General features: G+C 72.3%; 23 protein-coding genes. 5 read left to right on the top strand and 18 right to left on the bottom strand.

From position 1 onward, the window contains the following. Window positions 1-148: 148 nt before the first annotated feature. The gene (locus tag DTL70_RS19325) at window positions 149-910 is read right to left on the bottom strand and encodes an isoprenyl transferase (RefSeq protein WP_114023249.1); all 762 of its coding nucleotides are present in this window, start codon (window positions 908-910) and stop codon (window positions 149-151) included. A gap of 106 nt (window positions 911-1,016) precedes the next feature. Here DTL70_RS19325 and mgrA point away from each other — a divergent pair, with 106 nt between their 5' ends. Continuing rightward, window positions 1,017-2,117 (top strand): L-glyceraldehyde 3-phosphate reductase, encoded by a 1,101-nt coding sequence (mgrA, locus tag DTL70_RS19330; protein WP_114023250.1) that lies wholly within the window; start codon window positions 1,017-1,019, stop codon window positions 2,115-2,117. A gap of 234 nt (window positions 2,118-2,351) precedes the next feature. Here the strand turns inward: mgrA and DTL70_RS19335 are convergent, their stop codons facing one another. Beyond that, complete coding sequence (locus DTL70_RS19335; protein WP_425470390.1) at window positions 2,352-3,104, bottom strand: prepilin peptidase; 753 nt, start codon at window positions 3,102-3,104, stop codon at window positions 2,352-2,354. Between the two features lie 297 nt (window positions 3,105-3,401). On the opposite strand from DTL70_RS19335, the gene DTL70_RS19340 reads away from it, so the two are divergent. Further along, complete coding sequence (locus DTL70_RS19340; RefSeq protein WP_114023252.1) at window positions 3,402-3,623, top strand: hypothetical protein; 222 nt, start codon at window positions 3,402-3,404, stop codon at window positions 3,621-3,623. Window positions 3,624-3,738: 115 nt separating this feature from the next. Beyond that, window positions 3,739-4,713: a hypothetical protein gene (locus DTL70_RS19345; protein ID WP_114023253.1), complete on the top strand. Its 975-nt coding sequence runs from the start codon at window positions 3,739-3,741 to the stop codon at window positions 4,711-4,713. On the opposite strand, the gene DTL70_RS19350 is transcribed toward DTL70_RS19345, so the two are convergent. The 12 genes from DTL70_RS19350 to DTL70_RS19405 all read right to left on the bottom strand — a co-directional run bounded on the left by DTL70_RS19350 (window position 4,650) and on the right by DTL70_RS19405 (window position 15,725). After that, complete coding sequence (locus DTL70_RS19350) at window positions 4,650-5,318, bottom strand: hypothetical protein (protein WP_147266795.1); 669 nt, start codon at window positions 5,316-5,318, stop codon at window positions 4,650-4,652. The genes DTL70_RS19345 and DTL70_RS19350 overlap by 64 nt on opposite strands. Window positions 5,319-5,429: 111 nt before the next feature. Next, complete coding sequence (locus DTL70_RS19355) at window positions 5,430-6,182, bottom strand: OmpA family protein (protein ID WP_245979475.1); 753 nt, start codon at window positions 6,180-6,182, stop codon at window positions 5,430-5,432. A gap of 2 nt (window positions 6,183-6,184) precedes the next feature. Beyond that, entirely contained in the window at window positions 6,185-6,778 is a 594-nt protein-coding gene (locus DTL70_RS19360) for a hypothetical protein (RefSeq protein ID WP_114023255.1), read from the bottom strand. A 32-nt stretch (window positions 6,779-6,810) separates the two neighbouring features. Next, on the bottom strand, window positions 6,811-7,437 hold the full coding sequence (locus DTL70_RS19365) for a hypothetical protein (RefSeq protein ID WP_114023256.1): 627 nt from the start codon (window positions 7,435-7,437) through the stop codon (window positions 6,811-6,813). Window positions 7,438-7,487: 50 nt separating this feature from the next. Further along, window positions 7,488-7,691: a hypothetical protein gene (locus tag DTL70_RS19370; RefSeq protein WP_114023257.1), complete on the bottom strand. Its 204-nt coding sequence runs from the start codon at window positions 7,689-7,691 to the stop codon at window positions 7,488-7,490. 384 nt (window positions 7,692-8,075) lie between these two features. After that, the gene (locus DTL70_RS19375) at window positions 8,076-8,966 is read right to left on the bottom strand and encodes a DUF5936 domain-containing protein (RefSeq protein WP_114023258.1); all 891 of its coding nucleotides are present in this window, start codon (window positions 8,964-8,966) and stop codon (window positions 8,076-8,078) included. A 4-nt stretch (window positions 8,967-8,970) separates the two neighbouring features. After that, window positions 8,971-9,927, bottom strand: a complete 957-nt coding sequence (locus tag DTL70_RS19380; RefSeq protein WP_114023646.1) for a type II secretion system F family protein — start codon at window positions 9,925-9,927, stop codon at window positions 8,971-8,973. 101 nt (window positions 9,928-10,028) lie between these two features. After that, a complete protein-coding gene (locus DTL70_RS19385) occupies window positions 10,029-11,399 on the bottom strand; it encodes a TadA family conjugal transfer-associated ATPase (RefSeq protein ID WP_114023259.1) in 1,371 nt (456 codons plus the stop codon). 115 nt (window positions 11,400-11,514) lie between these two features. After that, window positions 11,515-11,943, bottom strand: a complete 429-nt coding sequence (locus tag DTL70_RS19390) for a TadE family protein (protein ID WP_114023260.1) — start codon at window positions 11,941-11,943, stop codon at window positions 11,515-11,517. Between the two features lie 6 nt (window positions 11,944-11,949). After that, a complete protein-coding gene (locus tag DTL70_RS19395; RefSeq protein WP_114023261.1) occupies window positions 11,950-13,860 on the bottom strand; it encodes a CpaE/TadZ family protein in 1,911 nt (636 codons plus the stop codon). 6 nt (window positions 13,861-13,866) lie between these two features. Further along, window positions 13,867-14,613 carry a Flp pilus assembly protein CpaB gene (gene cpaB, locus DTL70_RS19400; RefSeq protein WP_114023262.1) on the bottom strand — a complete coding sequence of 249 codons (747 nt, stop codon included), beginning with the start codon at window positions 14,611-14,613 and terminating at the stop codon, window positions 13,867-13,869. Next, window positions 14,610-15,725 (bottom strand): hypothetical protein, encoded by a 1,116-nt coding sequence (locus DTL70_RS19405; RefSeq protein WP_245979523.1) that lies wholly within the window; start codon window positions 15,723-15,725, stop codon window positions 14,610-14,612. The genes cpaB and DTL70_RS19405 overlap by 4 nt, the downstream gene beginning before the upstream one ends. A 300-nt stretch (window positions 15,726-16,025) precedes the next feature. Between DTL70_RS19405 and DTL70_RS19410 the strand changes: the two genes are divergently transcribed. Continuing rightward, a complete protein-coding gene (locus tag DTL70_RS19410; RefSeq protein ID WP_114023263.1) occupies window positions 16,026-16,925 on the top strand; it encodes a hypothetical protein in 900 nt (299 codons plus the stop codon). Between the two features lie 57 nt (window positions 16,926-16,982). Here the strand turns inward: DTL70_RS19410 and DTL70_RS19415 are convergent, their stop codons facing one another. Further along, window positions 16,983-18,290, bottom strand: a complete 1,308-nt coding sequence (locus DTL70_RS19415; protein WP_114023264.1) for an Nramp family divalent metal transporter — start codon at window positions 18,288-18,290, stop codon at window positions 16,983-16,985. A 222-nt stretch (window positions 18,291-18,512) separates the two neighbouring features. On the opposite strand from DTL70_RS19415, the gene DTL70_RS19420 reads away from it, so the two are divergent. Beyond that, window positions 18,513-19,538 (top strand): chitinase, encoded by a 1,026-nt coding sequence (locus DTL70_RS19420; RefSeq protein ID WP_114023265.1) that lies wholly within the window; start codon window positions 18,513-18,515, stop codon window positions 19,536-19,538. Window positions 19,539-19,614: 76 nt separating this feature from the next. On the opposite strand, the gene DTL70_RS19425 is transcribed toward DTL70_RS19420, so the two are convergent. The 3 genes from DTL70_RS19425 to DTL70_RS19435 form a co-directional block, all read right to left on the bottom strand. Next, the gene (locus DTL70_RS19425) at window positions 19,615-20,457 is read right to left on the bottom strand and encodes a S1 family peptidase (RefSeq protein WP_114023266.1); all 843 of its coding nucleotides are present in this window, start codon (window positions 20,455-20,457) and stop codon (window positions 19,615-19,617) included. Window positions 20,458-20,559: 102 nt separating this feature from the next. After that, window positions 20,560-21,429, bottom strand: a complete 870-nt coding sequence (locus DTL70_RS19430; RefSeq protein ID WP_114023267.1) for a S1 family peptidase — start codon at window positions 21,427-21,429, stop codon at window positions 20,560-20,562. Window positions 21,430-21,593: 164 nt separating this feature from the next. Further along, on the bottom strand, window positions 21,594-23,051 hold the full coding sequence (locus DTL70_RS19435; protein WP_114023268.1) for a GntP family permease: 1,458 nt from the start codon (window positions 23,049-23,051) through the stop codon (window positions 21,594-21,596). Window positions 23,052-23,091 lie beyond the last annotated feature (40 nt).

Consider the following 23,091-nt stretch of genomic DNA (forward strand, 5'->3'; position numbering starts at 1 on the left):
GGCTCCGGGCGGGGGAACGCCGTTGGGCCGGGTGGGCGCGGACGGGCGGTGCGGGCCGGTGGCACGGGCGGCACGGCGGGGCCGCTGGGGCGGGGCGCGGTCTCAGCCGCGGCGCGCGGGCCGCTTCCTGCGTGGCGCGCGGGCGGCCTCAGCCGCCGTACCGGCGGTGCCGGGCGGCGTAGTCGCGCAGGGCCCGGAGGAAGTCGACCTTGCGGAAGCCGGGCCACAGGACCTCGGCGAAGTAGTACTCCGAATGGGCGCTCTGCCAGAGCATGAAGCCGGAGAGCCGGGTTTCGCCGCTGGTGCGGATGATGAGGTCCGGGTCGGGCTGGCCCCGGGTGTAGAGGTGCTCGGAGATGTCCTCGACGGTGAGTTCTTCGGCGCACGCGTCGAGGCTTATCCCGCGCGCGGCGCGGTCGGCCAGCAGGGAGCGGACGGCGTCGGTGATCTCCTGCCGCCCGCCGTATCCGACGGCCACGTTGACCAGTATCCCGTCGACCTCGCCCGCCTGCTCCTCGGCTTCCTTGAGTACCCGCTGGGTCCTGGCGGGCAGCAGGTCGAGCTGTCCCACGTGGTGCACGCGCCAGCGCCCGTCGGCGGCCAGGTCGCGCACGGTGTCCTCGATGATGCCGACGAGCGGGAGCAGTTCGTCGTCGGGGCGGTTGAGGTTGTCCGTGGACAGCAGCCACAGGGTGACGACCTCGACGTCGGTCTCGTCGCACCACCCGAGCAGCTCCTGGATCTTGCTGGCCCCGGCCTTGTGACCCTGCTCCGTCGTTCCCCCGGAGGCGCGCGCCCACCTACGGTTGCCGTCCAGGATGACACCGATGTGCTTGGGCACCTGTGCGTGGTCGAGACGGTCCTCCACCCGGCGCGCATAGAGCTTGTACACCAGGTCGCGCAACTTCATGGGAACGGCCAGCCTCTCCGTGCCGAATCGGGATTCCAGCACCTTACTGCCGTTCGCCCTTACGTACGAACCGAGCCGGTCAGGTGGCGGTGATAAGAAATGGCATATGACGCACCACACGCACCACACCTCATCCTCCTTTTCCGCACCCACACCCACCGCTGTCCCCTCGGACACCCTGTACCGGGCAGACCCCGCCAGGTACGACGCGATGGAGTACCGCCGTACCGGCCGTTCGGGGCTGAAACTGCCCGCGATCTCGCTCGGCCTGTGGCACAACTTCGGCGACGACCGCCCGCTGGCGACCCAGCGGGCGATTCTGCGCCGCGCGTTCGACCTCGGTGTCACCCATTTCGACCTGGCGAACAACTACGGCCCGCCGGCCGGCTCCGCCGAGCTGAACTTCGGCCGCATCTTCGCCCAGGATTTCCGCCCCTACCGCGATGAGCTGGTCATTTCCACCAAGGCGGGCTACCTCATGCACCCGGGCCCGTACGGAGAGTGGGGCTCGCGCAAGTACCTGCTCTCCTCCCTGGACGCCTCGCTGGGCCGCATGGGGCTCGACCACGTCGACATCTTCTACTCGCACCGCTACGACCCCGACACCCCGCTCGAGGAGACGATGGGAGCGCTCGCCTCCGCCGTCCAGCAGGGCAAGGCCCTGTACGCGGGCGTCTCCTCCTACAGTGCCGCCCGCACCCGTGAGGCGGCACGGCTGCTGCGCGAGATGGGCGTGCCCGCGCTGATCCACCAGCCGTCCTACTCGATGATCAACCGCTGGACGGAGGAGGACGGGCTGCTCGGCACCCTGGAGGCCGAGGGAATGGGCTGCATCTCCTTCGCACCGCTCGCCCAGGGCATGCTCACCGACAAGTACCTCGACGGCATTCCCGAGGGCTCCCGCGCCTCCCAGGGCAAGTCCCTGGACCCGGGGCTGCTGACCCAGGAGGTCGTGCGGCGGCTGCGCGGCCTCAACGCCGTCGCCGAGCGCCGCGGCCAGTCGCTGGCGCAGCTCGCGCTCCGCTGGGTCCTGCGCGATCCGCGGATGACCTCCGCGCTGATCGGAGCCAGCTCCGTGACCCAGCTGGAGGCCAACGTGGCAGCGCTGCGCGGAGCCCCGCTCAGCGACGAGGAGCTGCGCGAGATCGACGACCTGGCGGTCTCCGAGCCGGGCACCAACATCTGGGCGGCCAGCAGCAACTCCTGATCCGGCACCGCCGTCCCCGGTGACATGACCGGATGACATCACCGGATGGCATAAAAGCGGGCCGGTCCGTGGGGGGATACGGACCGGCCCGAGGGGGGGGTTCCACCTTAGCCCCTCGGACGCGATGTTCCGCACACCAACGACCGTGTCGCACAGGCCAGTAGACCGTTCCGTGTCGTCGCCGTGTCGTCCCCGTGTCGTCCCGTGCCGTCCCCGCCGTTCCGGCCCGGTGGCTCAGGCCGCCAGCCCGCCCAGTGCGACGCCCGCCGCCGCGCCGAGCACCATGAAGGGCCCGAAGGCCATGGCGCTGCTGCGGCGGGCGCGGCCCGTCAGCATCAGCGCGACACCGTATCCGGCGGCCGACAGGAAGCCGAGGAACGCGCCCGCGAACAGCACCGGCCAGCCGTACCACCCAAGGGCGACCCCCACCGACAGCGCCAGCTTGACGTCGCCGAAGGCCACCGCGCGCGGACTGATGACGAACAGCACGAAGAACGCGCCGGCCAGCACCAGACCGCCCGCCAGCGCCCGCCGCCAACTGCCGCCCGCGCCCGGCAGCAGGGCCGCGAGCCCGAGCAGTGCGGCGCTGCCGACGGCCAAGGGCAGGGTGAGCAGGTCGGGGAGGCGCATCACCGCCAGGTCGACCGCCGCGAGCAGCAGCGCGAGGGGCGCGCACAGGAGCCACACCGCGAGCTCGGGCCGCACGCCGACGGCCGCCGCCAGTCCGCCGCACACCAGGGCGCCGACCAGCGCGAGAGCCTCGCGCCCGCCACGGTAGCTCCCCTGCGGCCCCTCCACCCCTGCGCAGGCGCCGCAGACGGCGGGGCCGAGCACCGCGCGCACGCCGCCGCCGAGCGGGTGTCCTTGCGGGCAGCTGTCGCGCCAGGGCTGTCCGGGCTCGACGGAGAGACGGTAGGCCGCGCGCGGCAGCACGGCACCGGCCGCGGCACCGTAGACGGCGGCGGCCACGATCGCTATCCACTCCAGCGGCACACGGCGAGCTTACGACGGCAGCGCAGCACCCTTCCCCGGGGCGGACCTTTCCCGCCTCCCCCGGATCGGCCCCCTCTCGGCTGCGGGCCCCGCCGGGAGGGCTGCCGAACCGCCGCTCGATCCGCCCGCCGATCCGCCGTACGGAGGTTCCCGGGAGCGATTCATCTCACACCCGGTCGGAGCATCTCGGAGCGGGACAGCGCCGACACCTGCGACGCAGCGCCAATCGGCCGTCCCGGGCGCCTCGTTAACCAACTGCCGTTGTCAGTGGGGGGCCGTACTGTAGTCCGCATGACATCGACTTCCACCGGGCCCGGAGAGCCCGGACCGTTCCGGGAGACCGACGCGGGCCAGGTGCCTGCCTCGGAGCTCACCGTCACGGCGGCCAACGACGCGATCAGGAGCTTCGTCGCCGGCCGCACCCTCTGGTCGAAGGAAGCTCTCGCCGAACTGGACAGGCTGCGCGGCCAGTGGCAGCGCGCCGTCCATGCCGAGATGGTCAAGGCGGCGTGAGGGCCGCCGCCTTGGCCATCTCTTCTCTCCGACTCAGCGCCGCGTAGCGCGCGATATCCCGCCCCGTTCCCAACGGGGTCTCGTCACCCACCCGTTGATCCGCAAGCATGGACGCATGAGCGGTGCACAGCGGCGGGCCGACAGCGGCACGGGGCAGCAGCAGCCCGACGACGGCGGAACGGACCCCGGCGGGGGGCGCGCGGAGCGGCCACCCGCGCAGCGGGGCACGTCGGCCGGAGTGCCGGGCGCGTCGGAGGAGGTGCGGGAGGGCGCCCGCCGTGGGCGGCGCCGTCTGCTGCTGGCCACGGCGCTGTTCGCGACGCTGATCCTGCCCAAGGTCGTCAGTCCGCCCGGCTCCGCCGACGGGGCCGCGGCCCGCCCTTCCCCCAGCGCCAGCAGCGTCCCCGCGTACCCCACGCCGCGTCCCGACGACAGCGCGACCACCGCCCCGTCACCGTCCCGGCTCGGCCCCACGCCCGGCAGCGCGCTGCCGACCCCGCCCGGCGCCACCGGGCCTGAGGCGGGACCCGGCGGCGACTCGGACTCCCCTGCCGCGGACTTCCGTTCGGTACGGGCCGGGCAGTGCCTGACCGTGCACGGCAACGGGTCGGGGTGGAGCCGCCCGGCGCCCACCGAGGCCACGCGGGTGCCGTGCGGCGACGACCGGGCGTTCACCCGGGTGACCGCCGTCCACGCGGCGGGGCACGGCGGCGACACGGAGACGTCCTGCCCCACCGGCAACGGGCGCGCCGCCTGGACGCACGGCGGGACCACGCTGTGCGTCACCCGGCAGTTCCGCACCGACCAGTGCCTGCTGGCCGAGTCCGACCACGGCCGGCTGCGGGCCGCGCTGATGTCGGCACCGGCCTGCTCCTCCCAGCCGCCCACGGGCGGGGATTCCGGGAGCGGCGAGGACGGGGGCGGGGGAAACGGCCCACCGAGCCGTTACGACCGGCTGCTGACCATCACCGGCGTCTACGACCGGGCCACCCCGTGCCGGGAAGGCGACAGCGGTACGCACCCGCGCTACTGGTCCTGGAAGGTCGACGGCGGCAGCCGGACGCTGTGCGCCGCCGACGCCACGGAGTGACCCGCCGGGCCCGCGTACCGGCCCTTCGGGCCCGCGTACCGGCACGCGTCCGGTTCCGGGCGCCTGCCCTCGCGCCCCAGCACGCGGCGCCACCATCCCGGGGCCGCCACCACCAGCGCCACCGCGCCGATGACCAGCGCGAACGGGAGAGCGGGACCGGCCAGCGCCAGGTACGGGAGGCCTGCCACGGCCGCCACCACGCAGTAGAAGGCGCCCACGAGGGACAGCAGGCCCTGGACGCGGGGCGGACCGTGCGGGTTCCCGCGGACGACGAGCGCCGCGCAGACGGCCGCCCACAGCGCGGCACGCGGTTCCCCGAAGGCGACGGCGTCGCGCACGTCCTCCGCCGCCCTGAACCACCACTGGCCGTCCAGGACGTCGACGAGGTGGCGGAAGCCCGCGGCATAGTGCGGCAGTTCGGCGCCCGGCGGCACCTTCTCGCCGAGTCCCGCCACGTCCTGGCGTACGCACTCCGTGATCATCAGCAGGGCCGCGCCGAGCGTGTGGGCGGCGCCCGCCGTCCAGCCGACGGACCAGGCGCGCAGGCGTGCACGTGCCCTCCCGCCGCCGACGGGCCCGACGCGCCCTCCCGCGCGACCGGTCACCGGACCGGCGTCCGTCGCCGCACTGCCGCTTCCCACGCCGCACCGTCCCCTCGTCGCTGCCGGTGCCGTTCATCGTCAGGGCGCGCGGACCGGGCCGCAAGGGCGGGCCCGTCAGTCCTTCTTCGGGAAGGAGACCTCCACGCGGCGGTTCTTCTTCCGCCCGTCCTCCGTCCCGTTGTCCGCGACGGGGTAGTCCTCGCTGTAGCCGCGTACGCGGAAGCTGGCATCGGATCCCAACCGGGCCGCCAACTCCGTCTGTACGGCGGTGGCCCGCTTCTTGGACAGCTTCTTGCCGTGTTCGTAGGAGCCGAGGTCGTCGGTGAAGCCGAAGACGTTCACCTGGGTACTGCCCTGCTTCTCGATCTCCTCGGCGATCGCCTTGATCCGGTCCTTCGCCCCGCTGTTCAGCTTCGAACTGTCCTTGGGGAAGAGCACCTCGGCCTGGAGGGTGAACTTCGTCTTGACCGTGCTGTCCTCGCGGCGTTCCGCACCGCCCAGGTCCTCGGTCACGAACTTGATGTCCAGCACCCTGGGCTCCGCCAGCTTCGCCCCGTCGGCCAGCCGCAGCCCCTCCGCCTCCGGGTCCACCTCCACCGGCGCCTCGGCCTCCCCGATGTTGTCCGGCGGCTCGCTGAACCCCGGGTCCCCCGGCCCCTTCTCCCCGGGAAGAGACGGCGCCTGCCCGGTGGGGATGGTGGTGGGGTCGTCGGTGGGGTACCGCGTGGCGATGTCCGGGACGGAGGGCGTCGGGTGCGGGGTGGGATCGTCGGCGCCGGCCCGTGGGGCGTGCAGACCCAGCACGAGTGCCGCCGTGACGGACGAACACGCCAGCGTCCTGGTCAGCCGCGGCCCGCGCAGGCCCATCGTCACCCCTCCCCACCCAGGGTCACGCCCGCGGGAGGCATGTCGGCGATCTGGAACTCGACCTTGTCGTTGCCCTCGGGCGGCGCGGGGAACTGGGCGTACCAGGTTTTCGACTTCCCGGCCTGGATCGGCTGCCCGAAGGACGTGCACAGGCACCGGCCCTCGGTGTCCCTGAGCACGAGATAGCGCTTCTTGCCCTTCTTGTCGACGAGCTTCGCGCCGGCGACGGAGAGCTTGTTGCGCAGGGCGACTTCGGACTCCTCGCCCTCCCAGCCTGGGGCGACCCAGACCTTCCCGCCTCCGTTGGTGACCTTGCCTGTGACCGTCACGAAACCGCCCGACTCGCGGCGGGCCGAGGCGATGGTGAGCGTGATGTCGTCCCCGCCCCTCACCTCGGCGAGCGGCTCGCCGTTCCCCGTCCCGCCGGGCCGGTCACCTCCGCCTCCGTCCTCCTCCGTCGAGGAGGGGCGCGGCTCCTTGGTGTCGTCGCCGCCGTCGCCTCCCCCGCCGCAGCCCGCTGCCGCCAGCACCAGGCCGGCCGACAGGGCCACCGCGGTGAGGCCCCGGCGAAGCCCCGTGGTGCGTCGAAGATTCATCACGTGCCCGGCTCTCATTCCTCGTCCGCTCGTCATTCGACCAGCACCACCGAGAAGAGGTCCGACGGTTCCACGTCGAGGTCCTCGTCGTCGGGGTCGATCGTGAGATTCTCGTCGTCGCAGGTCAGCTCGATCTCCCCGCCCCCGCTCCCGCCTTCGGACCCGTCTTCGGACTCGTCCCCGGCCCCGTCTTCGGACCCGTCCCCGGCCCCGTCTTCTTCGGTCCCGTCCCCGGTCCCGGTCTCGGCCGTGCAGCGGGACTTCACGATCGCGGTGGCGGTGGCATGTGCCTTCTTGTGGTCCGCGCCGGGAACGAAGGTGTCGCCCGTGTCGAACCGCGTCTCCACCCCGACGGTGTAGCCGTTGTCCCCCGCGCGCGTCGTGGGATCGCAGGTGACCAGGTCCGAGCGGTTGCGGTCGGCGAAGCGGGCGGCCTCGCCGCAGCCGTCACCCGGCAAAGGGGCCAGGGCGTCCAGCCAGTCCCGCCACTCCCCCTCCTTCGACAGCGCGTCCACGAAACCGTCGAAGAGGAGGTCCCTGTCGTCCCGCGCGGCTCCCAACGCGGCGGCGTCGGCAGCGGTCTGGCCGCCGTTCCGTACCGTCGCGGCCTGGGCGACGGCGAAGAAGGCGAAGGCGAGGAAAAGCAGCCCCGCGATCACGGCGCCGTACAGGATGACCGTCTGGCCGCGGTCCGCCGCACCGGGGGCCGTCAGCCTCCGAGGACGGCGCTCACAGCGTTGGCGATCGCCCCGGAGATCATCGAGTCCAGCCCCAGCGCCCGGATGGCGAGGATGATGCCGGCGACCAGGATGACGATGCCGGCGTACTCGATCGAGTTGGCGCCCCGGTCCGCGGCGGGCCCGCGGAGGCGGGTGGTGCGGGTCCGGATACGCCTGCGGATGGCGTTCGACATCGGGATCTCCTCCGTTGGTGGTCGACTCGCTGTCCCCGCAGGGACACGCCCCCGCGTCCGGCCGGCTCGCCCACCGCGTGTGGCGGCCCCGGTGGGGGCCGCAGCGGCTCGGTGCCGTCACGTCGCGCGCCCCCCTCCCTCACCCCCGCGCGGTGTAGCTAACAGTCGCTGCCCGAATGCAGACTGTGCCACATCTCGTTGCGGCGGCGAAGAGGTGGCGAGAAACCCGTCGGCCTCCGCCTCGGCGCAGCGGCGGTGACGTGCGGGAAGGCGGCGAAGCACGGCGGCGGCTGCCACGCGGCTCCGGCCGCGGGAGGAGCCGGGGGCGTCCCGTCCGCGAGGGTGCGCGGGCCAACACGTCGGCAGGGCTGGCAGGTTGATGGTTCAGCCCCCCAGTACGGAGCCGAGGTCCGTGTCCGAGCCGAGGATGAAGGTCGCCACGATGAGGATGAGGGTGCCGGGAAGCAGGAAAGCGATGGTGGACATGGTCGCCTTGGGAACGGTTTTCGCCGCCTTGCGGCGGGCGTTCTGCGCGTCGGTGCGGCGCATGTCGGTGGCGATCTGGATGAGCGTCTCGGCGATGGGGGCGCCCAGTTCCTCGCCCTGCTGGAGGGCGGTGACGAACTGGTCGACCTGGTCGCTGGCGTTGCGTCTGCGCAGCTCGTCGAAGGCCTGGCGGCGGCTGACGCCCATGTCCATCTGGCGTAGCGTGATGCGCAGTTCGTCGGCCCAGGGCCCCGCGTAGCGGTCGGCGACGCGTTCCAGTGCCTGCCGGAAGCCGAGTCCGGCGGAGACGACGACGGCGAGGACGTCGAGGAAGTCGGGCAGGGTGCGTTCGATGACGCGCCGGCGGTCCTTGATAGCCTGGCGGATGACCAGGTCGGCCGCGAACCAGCCGAACGCCAGCACCAGCACGGTGAACAAGAGGCTGCCTGCCGAGAGGCCGACCAGCGCCATGAGGGACCCGAAGAGGCCGTAGACGGCGCGGCGCGCCGCGTACCGCTCCAGGGTGAGTCCGCCGGGGTTGCCCGCCTGGTCGATTCTGCGGCGCTTCCTGGCGACCTGCCCGGGCCCCATCAGCCGCAGCACCAGGGGTGCCAGCCGCATCCCGAGGCGGTCGACGGCGGCCTCGCCCTTGGTGGTGCGGGTGGCGCCGACCTCCAGGGCGACGGCCAGGTCGGCGGGCAGCTTCGTCTCGGCGCGGTACATCCGCCAGCCGGCGAAGGCGCCGTACACCGCGAGCGCGGCGAGGGCGGCGAGGGCGAGGGCGATCACGGCCTCACACCTCGATCCTGCCGAGCCGGCGGATCACCCAGAACCCGGCCCCGAACAGGCCGACGGCGATGACCATGGCGATCTGCCCCACGGGGCTGCCGGTGACGCGGGCGAGGGCGCCGGGCATCATCGAGTTCATCATCAGCATCGCGCCGAGCCCCAGCAGCGGAATGGTGAAGGCGGTCGCGTTGACCTCGGCGAGCATGGTGCGCACTTCGCGCCTGGTCTCCTTGCGCTCTTCGAGTGTGGTGGTGAGGTTGCGCAGGGAGGCCACGATGGTGCCGCCCGCGCGGTGGGAGAGCACGAGCGTGGTGACGAGGACGACGAGTTCCCTGGAGGGCAGCCGCTCGGCCAGTTCGCCCAGCGCGTCGTCGATGGAGCGGCCGACCGCGAGCTGGTCGGTCACCAGCCGCAGTTCGTCGCCCGCCGGCGCCTCCAGTTCCTCGGCGGCCATGCCGAGGGCGGTGCGCAGCGCGAGCCCCGCCGAGGTGGCGTTGGCGAGGATGCGCGCGAGCTCGGGCAGCTGGTTGATGAACTGTTCGGTGCGGCGTTGCCGCTGGTGGCCGAGGAAGGCGTTGCCGGCCAGGACACCGACCAGTCCCGCCAGCGGCCCGAAGAACGGCGCCAGCGCCCAGGAAGCCAGTATCCACAAGACGGTGACGAGTGCGGCCATGGCGACGACGTACTCGCCGGGCGTCACGTCGAGTCCCGTGGCGGCCAGCTTGGCCTGGAGGCGGCGCCCTGGCCCGGTGGCGCGCACGCGGCGGTCGATCCCGGCGAAGCGGCGCCGTCTGCCGCCGGGACCTGGCGCCAGTGCCCCGGCGGTGTGCTCGCTGTCGGCCAGCCGTGCGAGCAGTGCCCGGCGGCGGGCGCGTCCGGAGAGGTAGGTGACCACACCGGCGACGGCCAGCGCGCAGGCGACCAGCGCGGCCCCGAGCGCGAACCGGGCTGCCGCGTCCAGCGCCAGGGCCGTCGCCGAGCCCGGCGGCGGTGCGGGGCCCGGGGACGGGGGCGGTGCCGGGTGCGTGAGTGCGGACGGTGCCGCGTGCGCGTACGGGGGGATCACACGGCCTCCCGGGTGGCGAGCTGGTCGTCGCTGCGGGCGACGCCGAACGCCGCGGGTACCTGCTCGCCCGCCAGGTGGAGCCGCTCGGCGACGCGGCGCGGCAGCGGCAGGTGCGCGAACCCGCCGTCCACCCGGCCGTCCGGGCCCATGGGCCGGGCGGTGAACCGGGAGACCGTCGCGAGCTGGAAGGTCTCGCGCCCGTGGGAGGCCAGCAGGGCGATCTCGACGACCTTGCGGGTGCCGTCCGCGAGGCGGGCGAGCTGGACGATGACGTCGACCGCGGAGTTGATCTGGTCCTGCAGCGCCGCGAACGGCACCTCGACCTCCGACATGGAGGCCAAAGTCTGCAACCGCATCAGCGCGTCCTCGGCGCTGTTGGCGTGCACGGTCGCCAGCGATCCGTCGTGCCCCGTGGACATGGCCTGGAGCATGTCCAGGGTCTCGCCGCCGCGCACCTCGCCGACGATGATGCGGTCGGGCCGCATGCGCAGCGAGTTGCGGACCAGGTCGCGGACGGTGACCTGGCCCCGGCCCTCGACGTTGGGCGGCCGCGTCTCCAGCCGAATGACGTGGCCCTGCTGGAGCTGGAGTTCGGCGGCGTCCTCGACGGTGATGATGCGCTCCCGCTCGGGGATGAGCGCCGAGAGGGCGTTGAGGAGTGTCGTCTTCCCGCTGCCCGTGCCGCCGGAGACGATGACGTTGAGGCGGGCCCGGATGAAGCCGGACAGCAGCGCCAGCATGTGCGCGTCCAGCGTGCCGAGCTCGATGAGTTCGCCGAGCGTGTAGGCGCGCGGGAACCTGCGGATGGTGAGGGTGGCGCCGGTCAGCGACAGGGGCGGGATGATGACGTTGACCCGCTCCCCGGAGGGCAGCCGGGCGTCCACCATGGGGTTCGACTCGTCCACGCGCCGGTTGACGGCGGAGACGATGCGTTCGATGGTCTGCATCAACTGCTCGTCGGAGGCGAAGCGGACGGGCACCTGCTCGACCCGGCCGCCGCGCTCGACGAAGATCTGGTCGGGCCCGTTGACCATGATCTCGGTGATGGAGCCGTCCTCCAGCAGCGGCTCCAGCACCCCGAGACCGAGCGCCTCGTCGACCACGCGGCGGATGAGCAGTGTGCGGTCGCCGGTCGCCAGGACAGGGCCCTCCCGGCTGATGAGGTGGCCGAGCACCCTCTCCAGACGGGCCCGGCGCTCGGCCGGTGTCAGCGCCGACATCTCGGCGAGGTCGATCTCCTCCAGCAGCTTGGTGCGGTAGGTCGCCACCAGGTGGCTGGTGGGGTCGGCGGAGGCCCCGCGTTCCCCCGCGGCGCCCTCGGGCCCCTGGTGCGCGGTGGCCGCGGTGATCCGGGACCGCAGACTCATCGTCCCCCCTCGCTCATGTGTCCGACCCCTGGCACCGCGGCAGCGGCTGTCCCCGTGCCGAGCCCGGCTGTCCCCGTGCCGAGCCCGGCTGCCGCACCGACTCGGTCGTACGCGCTCACGCGTCGCCGTCGCTCGGCATCGTCGCGGACCTGGACGCCTCGCCCATGCTGTCGACGCCGGGGATCAGCGACGGGATGGTCACCGTGACGGTGACCTCGACCTCGTCGCCCCCGCCCGACAGCGCGAAACTGCTGCGGCGCGCCGTCCAGTCGGACATGGCCGCACGCCCGCTCGCCCGGTACCGCCCGGCGATCTCCTCCTGCGCGGCCACCCTGGCCGCCGCCCGCGCCCCCGTACCCGCCTGCTGCACGGCATAGCCGACGATGCCCAGCTGGATGGCGGCCATCGCCACGAACAGCAGCAGCGGCAGCATCCCGGCGAACTCCAGCGCGCTGGAACCCCGGTCGGACCGCACGCCGCGGAGGACCCGGCGCCTCGATGCGGCGAAGGCCCCACCCTCGCGGGGCCGCTCGCGCCGTCTCATGCCGCCTCACCCCTCCTCCGCCGCGCCCGCCTCGCCGCCGACGGTGAACGGCAGCCCCGCCGCGCCGGGAAACAGGATCGGTGTCCGCAGGTCGACGTCCGCCGTCCACACCGTGCCGCCTCTGCTACAGCTGACCGAGGAACCCTCGCGCCACTTGGCGGGCAGATGTGCGCGCGCGGCGGACTCGCACGCCGCCTGCGGGTCGCCGTACGCGGCGGCCGCGGTGGCGGCGCGGGCGGCCTCGTCGGCGGAGTTGCCCGCGAGGGTGAAGGTGTAGCCGATCAGCACGCACTGCCACAGCAGGACGAGTGTCAGCAGCACGACGGGTGCCATCCCGGCGAACTCGACGGACAGCGCACCCCGCTCGCCCTCCTGCCGGATACGCGGCGCGATCCGGCGCCGCAGGAACCCCGCGGCGCCCGTGTCGGACGGGGCGTGCGCGGTGCTCTCCCCCGGCGAACCCGGACCGACCCGGCCCTGGCCCCGGTCCGCGGCCTGGCCCAGCCCCGGGTCGGCGGCCGGCGGGCCGCCCGGCGGCAGCGCGTGCCGTGGCCGGTCCGCGCCCGTCGCCTGGCCGCCCGGTCCTGTCACCGCGCCTTGGGCGGTGCCGTCCGTGCCGTCCGTGCCGTCCGTGCCGCCGGCGCGGCCCCCGTGCCGGCGCCGACCGCTTCCCCGGCCGCCCGAAGGGGCGGGGAGCCGCGCGGTCTGCGTCCGGGTCCTGGTCTGCGCCGTGAGCCCGAGTTCTCCCGCGAGCCCCCACAGCGCCTGCCGCACGCTGCCCTTGGGGTCGAGGTCCTGCATCCGCCCCGCGTCCAGCGCGGACTGGAGTTCCCTGAAGTGGGCGGGCACGCTCGTACGCGCCACCGGGGTGCCGGTGATGCGGGCGACGAGCTGCGGCTGGATCTCGCTGTGCCGGGAGGTGCGGTTGACGACGGTCAGCGTCTCCTCGGCCTTGCGGATCTGCAGCCGGTCCCACAGCCGCACCATGCGGGTGGCGCCACGTACGGCGATCACGTCGGGGGTGGTCAGCAGCAACGCCGCGTCGGCCGACTCGATCGCGGCGGCGTTCCCCGCGTGCATCTGGGTGCCGCAGTCCACGACGACGACCTCGTAGCGGGCGCGCAGCGCGGCCACCAACTGCCGGGCGGCCCGCTCGTCCACCTCTTCGCCGCGCTCCCCCTCCGCCGGGGCCAGCAGCAGTCCGAGACCCGTCTCGTGCGGGTACACGGCGTCCTGGACAACGCGCGGCGACAGGTCCTTGATCCCGGCGAGGTCGACGACGGAGCGGCGGAAGCGCACGTCCAGGAAGGAGCCGACGTCACCGGCCTGGAGGTCCAGATCCACCAGTGCCGTGTCGCAACCGGAGGCGCGGGCGGCGAGCGCGAGCTGGACGGCGGTCAGTGTGGTGCCGACCCCGCCCTTGGCCCCGGTGACGGTCACCAGCGTGCCGCCGCCACCGCCGAAGCCGTACAGGTCGACGCCGTGGCCCCGCTCGTAGCCGCCGCCCAGGTGGCGGCGCACCCCGCGCGCCCAGGTGGCGGCGGCGGTGACCCGCGCCTCCAGCTCGTCATAGGCCAGCGGCAGCCCGGCCACGCCGCGCGCTCCGGCGTCCATGGCCGCCGAGTACAGCCGCGGGCTGGTGTCCTGGGTGGCCAGGACGACGCCCACGGCGGGGAACTGGAGCGCGACCTGGCCGATCACCTCCAGCGCGGAGGCCGGGCCGATCAGCTCGTGGACGAGGACGACCTCGGGCAGTTCGGCCGGCGCCTCCTCGGCCTGCCGCGCCAGGACGTCCATGAGCCGGGTCGAGTCCACGGCCGGCGGCAGCGGCTCGCTGCCGGGCAGCTGGCTGACCAGCGTGACCAGCGAGCGGGCTGCGTCCGGGTCGCTGACGGCCGGCTGGATGCGGATGTCCATGGGGCCTCACTCGTCTGAGGGGAGCGTGTAGATGCGGTCCTCCTCGGGGACCTGGGTCTCGTCCCCGGGCGCGATGAGGGCCAGCCGGACATGCTCGGCGAACGACTCGGCGTAGGCGACGCGTTGGGCGTTCTCGGTGGAGAGCGCGAACGTGATCGGCACGCCCTCCCGCTCCCGGCGCCGGGTGCGGTCGTCGCGGTCGCCGTCGTCGTCGAGCGGAGTCAGCTCGCCCACGTCGATCACCTTGACGCGGCTGACGAGGAGCCGGGACTCCGACGCCTCCCCGCTCCGCTCGCCGCCGCGCCCGGTGCCCTCGCGCTGCTCGCCCTCGAAGGTCGCGTAGATGTTGACGCGGTCGCCCGGGTTGATCTTTCCGGCGACCCCCGTCTCGGCGTCGATCATGATGGCGAGTTCCTGCTGGCCCTCTTCGAGTTCGGGCCGCTTGGCCATCATGTCCGACTGGAGCAGCGACCCCTTCTTGAGCGGATTGACCGCGACCTTGTGGCGGAGGTCGCCCAGATCGGTGACGGCGGTGACGGGCAGCCAGCGCTCGGGCATCGATATCCGCTCCAGCTGCGAGGCCTCCAGCGCCTCGTAGGCGGGCACGTCCTCCTTCAGCTTGTAGGCCGTCACCTCGTCACCGACCTTGGCCTGCACGTCCCGGACGACGGCCAGCACCCCGGCGAACGCGGCGAGGGCGCACACGAGCGAGAGGACGAGGAGGAGGACGCCACGGCGCTGGCGTGAGTTCATGGACGGATACCTCGGGGGTCGGCGACGACGGGACGCTCGTCCACGTGGTGACCGGCGCCCCCGGGCCCGGACGGCGGCGCGGACGGTGACGCGGCGGGCGGCCCGGCGGGCCGCGCGGAGGGCGACGCCGCGGGCGTCGACTGCGGTACGGGGGCCGCGTCGGGGGCGGGCGGCGCGTGCGTGGGCACAGGGGCGGCGTGCGTGGGCGGCGCGTGCGCGGGCACAGGGCCGGCGGGCGCGAGGGAAGGGCTGGTGGGCGCAGACGCGAGCGCAGCGGGCGGTGTCGGCGGCAGCGCGGTGGCGCAGAACGCGCAGCGGTCGCCGATGAGTTCGAGGCCGCAACCGTGGCAGGTGTCGCGCCGCACCGAGGCGACGAGCTGGTAGAGCACGGAGACGTCCGGGATGGCGGCCACGAACTCCGTCAGCTTGTCCGTGCCCCACCACGCGGGCGAGTCCGCGGGCAGCGGCGCCTGTGCGACCTGGCCGGCCCGCCAGCGCGCCGGCAGCGTGCGGCTCGCCCAGTCGGAGCCGAGCCTGCCGTGGGCGACGGTCATGTCGGTGGCGAACTGCGGGCCCGTCAGCCCCCGTTCACTTTCCTGCGCACCGCCGATCCGCAGCAGCTCGGGCGTGGGCGAGGCCAGCACGGCGAACTGGGTGCCGGGCAGCCAGGAGCGGGCGTGCGAGCCGACGGTGACGGGAACGCGGTCCAGCTTGGCGACCGAGCCGAGGACCGCCCCCGCGTACACGTAGTGCGTCAGCAGCCGCGCGGCAGCGCCCAGCACTCCGGGCGAGAAGTCGCACAGGGACAGCTGCCGCAGCTGCCGCACCAGCACGCCCGTCGCCAGCGGCGGCAGCGGCACGGGCAGCAGGGCGATGCGGCGGCTGTCCAGCAGCGCTCTGACGGTGTGCAGCCGGTGCAGGTAGGGGGTGGGGAGGGAGGCCGGGTAGACGGTGACGAGGTAGCCGTGCTGTTCGAGCAGCGCGTGGGTCTCCTCGAGCGCGGCCTGGAGAGACTGCTCACCGGGCGGCGTCAGCACGTGCGCGCGCGGCGTGTGCCGGTCCGGCGGCGCGAGAATGTGTTCCGTACAGGTGACCGCTAACGCCGTGGACACATCCGCCTCCCCCGGGTCTGCCACGAAAGCCGGTTCGGGGCCGCCCCTTCCGTCCTTCCCGCAGGCCGAATCCCCGCGTTGCCAGGCCCTTGCCGACCTCACACACTAGCCACGGCCCCCCGCCTGGGGAACCATTCCCCAAGACCCACCCCTACCCGCCCCACCCCAGGCCTCAACCGCACCGCCCGCCCCCGCACACACGGCACCGGCGCAGACAGTCCGGGCCCGTACGTTCACACGATCCGGTGACCAAAAGCCGTTTCCCGCGCCACGCCGAGCCGATCTTCATACATTCCGCACATGGTCACTTCCCGTCACGAGACGGCGCACCGCATCTTCCAGGAACGACCCGCGCTCCTCGTCCCCACCTTCCGACTGCTGGGGGTCTCTCTACCCGAGGACTCCCTGGTCGAGGTGCTCACCCCCGACGCCACCGAACTCAAACCGATCGAACGGCGTCTGGACAGCGTGCTGCGGCTCACCCCGCGCGACGGCGGCCCTCCCGTGATGCTCGCCGTCGAGGCCCAGAGCCGACGCGACCAGGACAAGGCCGCGAGCTGGGCCTACTACCTCTCGTTCCTCACCGCGCAGAACAACTGCGCATCCCTGCTGGTGGTCGTCTGCCAGGACAAGGACACCGCCGAGTGGGCCGCCGGCCCCTTCCACCTGGGGCCCGACGACTGGAAGCCCCTCACCGTGCGTCCACTGGTGCTCGGACCCGGAAACGTCCCCATGATCGTCGACCCGGAGGAAGCCGCCGAAGACCTGGCCATGGCCACCTTCGCGGCCATGACACATAGCAAGAGCCCGGACATCACCGTCATACTGGATGCACTGGCACGCGCCCTCGGCACGGCCGACAGCGAATCCCTCAACTACTACTCGGAACTGATGGAGTCCGGCCTCGGCAACACCCCGGCCCGGCAGACCTGGAGAAAGCTCATGAAGAACGGCAGCTACTTCCCCGGACGCGGCACCCTGGTCGAGGAAACCTTCCTCAAGGGCAAGGCCGAGGGCCAGGCGCGCTCCGTACTGCGTCTGCTGGAGATGCGCGGTATCCCCGTCACCGAGACCCAGCGCGCCCGCCTGGCCGCCTGCACCGACCCGGAGGTCCTCGACACCTGGCTGGAGCGAGCTTTCAGGGTCACGGACGCCGACCAGTTGTTCGCCGACGAGCCCGGTGCGGCGGCCCGCACCTGACGTCTCAGGCGCGGGCCGCCGCGTCCCGCGGGGTGCTGTGAGACAGCCGAGCGGCCGTCACCACGGCAGGTCGCGCAGTTCCTGGACGCACAGCACCACGAACAGCACGCAGGAGGCGGCCAGCAGGACGTTGCTGAGCGGCCCGTTGCGCCACTCGCGCGGGGTGCGGTCGGTGTTGAGGAGCCACAGGAGGGTGGCCGCGAGGAAGGGCATGAAGAACGCGCCGAGGACGCCGTAGGCGATGACGAGCCCGAAGGGTTTGTCGAGCCAGAGCAGGGTCATCGGCGGGAACGTCAGCCACAGCAGGTAGCCGCGGAAGGGCCAGGAGCGCTCCTGCTCGCCGCGGGCCAGCGGCGCCACCCCCGCGGTGGCGTCCTGGCCGCGGGCGGCCCGCAGCCTCTCCACGAAGTCGGCGAACATCAGGCTCACGCCGTGCCACACGCCCACCAGCGAGGAGAAGGAGGCGGCGAAGAAGCCGATCAGGAAGAGGTTGGCGGTGGAGGCGCCGAAGCGCTCTTCGAGCACCCGGTCGAGGTCGAGGAGGCCCTGGTCGCCGGAGGCGAGGGCGATCTGGGAGGCGTGCAGCAGCTCCGCGCCGACGATCAGCATGGCGATGACGAAGACGCCGGTGGTGAGGTAGGCGACCCGGTTGTCGAGCCGCATCATCTTCATCCAGCCGCTGTCGGTCCAGCCCTTGGCGTTGATCCAGTAGCCGTAGGCGGCCATGGTGATGGTGCCGCCGACGCCGCCGACGAGGCCGAGTGTGTAGACGATGGAGCCCGAGGGCAGGACGGGCACCAGTCCGGCGAGGGCTCGCGGCAGGTCGGGGGCGACGCGCAGGGCGACGTAGACGACGACCACGAACATGACGCCGACGAAGGCCATCATGATCTTCTCGACGACGGCGTAGCGGTTGGTCCACACGAACGCCAGGCCGATCAGCCCGGTGATGATGGCCCACACCTTGAGGGGCATGACGTCGGGGAAGAGCGCGGCGAGCGGCAGCGCGCTGGAGGACATGGCGGTCGCGCCGTAGACGAAGCCCCAGATGACGACGTACACGGCGAAGTAGACGGTGGTCCAGGCGCCGAGACTGCGCCAGCCGTCGAAGATGGTGCGCCCGGTGGCCAGGTGCCAGCGTCCCGTGGCCTCGGCGAGGGCGATCTTGACGACGCAGCCGACGACGGCCGCCCACAGCAGCGTGTAGCCGAACTTGCTGCCGGCGATGAGCGTGGAGACGAGGTCTCCGGCGCCGACGCCGGTCGCCGCGACGACCATGCCGGGGCCGATCATCTTCCAGTTCGGCTTGCGCACCGGCGGTGCGGCCCCCTCGCGGGGCGCCGGGGGTGTGGTGTGGCCTGCCATGCCGTTGCCTCCGCCGTACGCAGGTTCTTCGGGCCGGGTGGTGGACGACCGCGCAGGTCGCAGGCGCATGTAACCCTCTGCGGACGCGCGGCACAAGGGGTTGCGCGGGCGTCCGCCGTTGCCGGGAACCTTGACAACCGCATTGGTCTGGACCAGGTTGTACGACGCACGTGCACCCCCACCGCTCCCCACCTCTTCTCGGACCCCCCACCGGAGGCAGTTGTGGCACGTCCCAGACGCTTCACGTCGCTGCGCGCACTCGCCGCGCTGACCACCTCGGCGCTCGCCGCCGCCGGGCTGCTCGCCCTCGGCCCCGCCGCCGCGCACGCCGAGTCCCCCACCGCGGAGCCGGGCCCCCGCGTCGGCGCCTCGCAGGTCCCGGCGCACGCGGTCACCGGGTACTGGCAGAACTTCGACAACGGCGCGACCGTCCAGACCCTCGCCGAGGTGCAGGACGAGTACGACATCATCGCCGTGGCCTTCGCCGAGGCGACCACCACCGCGGGACAGGTCGACTTCACCCTCGACCCCGACCTCGGCTATTCCGAGGACCAGTTCAAGGCCGATCTCGCCGCCAAGCAGGCCGAGGGCAAGTCCGTCGTCCTGTCCGTCGGCGGCGAGAAGGGCGCCGTCTCCGTGAGCGACGACGCCTCTGCCGACGCGTTCGCCGACAGCATCGTCTCCCTCATGGACGAGTACGGCTTCGACGGCGTCGACATCGACCTGGAGAACGGCCTCAACTCCACCTACATGACCAAGGCGTTGGAGGCGATCCACGCCGCCAAGAGCGACGTGGTGGTCACCATGGCGCCGCAGACCATCGACATGCAGTCGCCGCAGAACGAGTACTTCAAGACGGCGCTCAACATCAAGAGCTTCCTGACCGTCGTCAACATGCAGTACTACAACAGCGGCTCCATGAACGGCTGCGACGGCAAGGTCTACTCCTCGGGCACCGTCGACTTCCTCACCTCACTGGCCTGCGTCCAGATCAAGGGCGGGCTCGACCCCTCGCAGGTCGGCATCGGCACCCCCGCCTCACCGCAGGCCGCGGGTTCCGGCTATGTGGAGCCCGGCGTGGTCAACGACGCCCTCGACTGCCTGGCCGAGGGCACGAGCTGCGGCAGCTTCACGCCCGACGAGAAGTGGCCCGGCATCCGCGGCGCCATGACCTGGTCGACGGCGTGGGACGCGGCGGCGGGCAACGCCTGGTCGTCCACGGTCGGCCCCCACGTGCACGGCATGTGACCGACGCACGTCGCGCACACGCCGACGCCCCCGGAGCCGGTCCGCCGGCCCCGGGGGCGTCCGGTGTGCGGAGGGGTTACGACTGCGGCTGGGGCAGGTGGCAGCCGCGCGCGTCGAGGTCGAGCTGGTTTCCCCGGCCGAAGCAGGGGTTGATCAGGTACGTCTGCTGCCCGTACGCGTTGAGGTAGCGGATGACGACGTGGCCCTGCTCGTTCACCTCACACGGGTTGTTCAGGGTGCACATCTCCCCGTCCTCGTTGTGGGTGTTGTTGACGCCGACGACCTTTCCGGTGCGGTCGTCGATCACCGGGGATCCTGAGGTGCCGCCCTTGGTCTGGCACTCCATCGTGTAGCGGATGGAGTCCTTCCAGGTCCAGTCGGCCTCCTTGAGGCGGTAGGCGAAGCCGTCGATCGCGCAGCCGAACTTCTCCTTCCAGTAGCCGGACACCACGGTGATGTCGCGGCCCTTTCGGGGGTGCTTCGCGTCCAGCTTGAGCGCGTCGATGCCGTACGTGCGTTTGATCTCCTTGTACGTGCTGTCCGTCTCGTACAGGGAGATGTCCGTGTCCGTCATCGTCGCGTAGGCGATCTTGTCGGAGTGGACCTTCCCCGCGTCGCTGCCGTCCGCGTTCAGCAGGGTGAAGTCGCGGCTGGTGGGCTGGTCGACGATCACCTCGTCCGCGCCGGGCATGCCCTCCTCCAGGCAGTGCCCGTTGGACAGGACGAGCGCCGGGTCGTCGGGCCGTGAGTGCTTGAGCTTCACCACGGAGCCCGAGCAGTTGCTCAGCGCGACGGTGCCCTCGAAGGAGGGCGGGGTGTCCTCGTGCGCTGCCGCGGCCGCCGGGGCCGTGGCTATGCCCGTGAGCGCGGCGGCGCCGAACAGCGCCGCCGCGAGCGTACTGACCAGGGGCTTCCTCATGTACTCCTCATTCTCCGAGTCGTATGTCGAGTCGTTCTTCGAGAGGAACAGACAGGAATGGTGCGGCCCCAAGGTCCGTACGCCCAGGTGCTCACGGCGTGTTCACGGCTTGGGGAGCGTGCAGCCCTCCGCGCCGAGGTCGAGCTTGTTCCCTTCGCCCACGCACGGCGCGAGGATGTAGGTCTGCTGGCCGTAGGCGGTCCCCTCGCGGACGGTGGTCTTGCCGCTCTCGTCCACCTCGCAGGGGTTGTTCATCGTGCACTCCTCGCCGCTCTCGTTCCGCGTGTTGTTGACGCCGACGACCTTGCCGCTGGCGTTGTCGATCACGGGTGAGCCCGAGGTGCCGCCCTTGGTGTCGCATTCGGCCGTGTAGCGGATCGAGTCCTTCATCGTCCAGCCCGCCTCCTCGAGGCGGTAGGCGAAGCCGTCGATCGCGCAGCCGTACGTCTCCTTCCAGTAGCCGGAGACGACGGTGATGTCGTTGCCCTGCGTGGGGTGCGAGGCCTCCACGTCGAGGGCCTTGACGCCGAACTCGTCCTCGATCTCCTGGTAGGTCGAGCCGACCTCGTAGAGCGAGACGTCGGTGTCCGTCATCGTCGCGTACGAGACCTTGGTGGCGTTGACGGTGCCCGCGTCGCCGCCGTCCGCCTTCAGGAGGGTGAAGGAGCGGTTGGAGGGCTGGTCGGTGATGACCTGGCCAGGCTCGGGCATGCCCTCCTCCAGACAGTGTCCGTTGGAGAGCACGAGCGCGGGGTCGCCCGGCTGCGAGGCCGGCATCTTGACCACGGAGCCCGAGCAGTTGCTCAGCGCGACGGTGCCCTCGAAGGAGGGCGCCGCCTCGGGGGCCTGCGCGGTGGCCGGGGCGGTGCTGCCGTCGGTGGGGGCGGCGGCAGCGGGTGCGGCGGTCACGCCGGTGAGGGCGACGGCGCCGAGGAACGTGGCGGCGAGAGAGCCGACGAGAGGTCTGTTCATGGTGGGGGGTCCTCTCCGGTACCGAAGGATCGTTCGGTCTGACGCCGTGCATTCTTGGGCCAGTTGGCCTCCCCCCACAAGAGCACCCCCGGAATCGGCAAAGCGGATTCCGGGGGTGCCCGAGGAAGAACAGGGGGAGAGCAGGGGGAGAGGGTGGTGCGCGGCTAGACGAAGATGCTCACCAACGCGGCCATCACGAACCCGGCGACCGAGAGCACCGACTCCAGCACCGTCCAGGACTTGAGCGTGTCCCGCTCGGAGATGCCGAAGTACTTCGCCACCATCCAAAACCCGCCGTCGTTGACGTGCGAGGCGAAGATCGACCCGGCGGAGATCGCCATGATGACCAGCGCGAGGTGGGCCTGGGACGGGTCGCTCTGCGCCAGCAGCGGCGCCACGATCCCGGCGGTGGTGACGATGGCGACGGTCGCCGAGCCCTGCGCCACCCGCAGCACCAGCGAGATCAGGTACGCCAGCACGATCACCGGCAGCCCCGCGTCCCCGAACACGTCCGCGAGGGCCTGCGCGACGCCGGACCCCTGGAGCACGGCGCCGAAGATGCCGCCCGCGCCGACGACCAGCAGGATGTTGCCGACCGGCTTGAGCGAGGCGGTGGAGACCGTCTCCAGCGACTTGCGGCTCCAGCCGCGGCGCAGCCCCAGCAGGTAGTAGGCCAGCAGCAGCGCCACCGTCAGCGCCACGAACGGGTGGCCGATGAACTCGATGACGGACCGCCCCGTGGAGGGGTCGAGGGCGATCGAGGAGAACGTCGCGGCCAGGATCAGCACCAGCGGGGTGCCGATGATGGCGAAGACCGTGCCCACGGAGACCGGCTTCTCCCCGCCCCGCTCCCCCACGTCCCTCGCCACGGCACGCTTGGACTCCTCCACGGCCTCCAGCATGTCCTGCGGCACGTCGACGAAGACCCGGTTGCCGATCCACGCCGCGTACGCCCACGCGGCGAGCACCGCGGGGATACCGCAGACGACACCCATCAGGATGATCCAGCCCAGGTCCACGTTGAGCAGTCCCGCGGCCGCCACAGGGCCCGGGTGCGGCGGCAGGAACGCGTGTGTCATCGACAGGCCCGCCAGCATCGGCATGCAGTACAGCAGCACGGACTTGCCGCTGCGCTTGGCCGCCGCGTAGACGATGGGCGCCAGCACGAAGATGCCGACGTCGAAGAAGACGGGGATGCCGAAGATCAGACCCGTCAGCCCCATGGCCAGCGGGGCGCGCTTCTCCCCGAACAGGCCGAGCAGCCGCGTCGAGAGGGCCTCGGCGCCGCCGCTGACCTCCAGGATGGCGCCCAGCATGGTGCCGAGGCCGATGATGATGGCGACGTGCCCGAGGATGCCGCCCATGCCCGACTCGATCATCGAGACGGCGTCGGAGTTCTGGACGGTACCGAAGAGTTCGGTGACGGACAGGCCCGCCGCCAGACCGACCGCGATGGACACGGTGAGCAGCGCGACGAACGGCTGGAGGCGGACCTTGATGATCAGTACGAGCAGCAGGATGATCCCGAGGGCCGCCACGGTGAGCAGGCCCCCGGTCCCGGGTATGAGCGCCAGCAGGCCGCCCGTGTGGGGCGGCGTCTTCTCGGCGGCGGCGAACAGCATGGGGGAACTCCGTTGTTCAGTGCTGAGAGGAGCCCCTGCC

The sequence above is a fragment of the Streptomyces diacarni genome (assembly GCF_003323715.1).
GTDB classification, from domain to species: Bacteria; Actinomycetota; Actinomycetes; order Streptomycetales; family Streptomycetaceae; genus Streptomyces; species Streptomyces diacarni.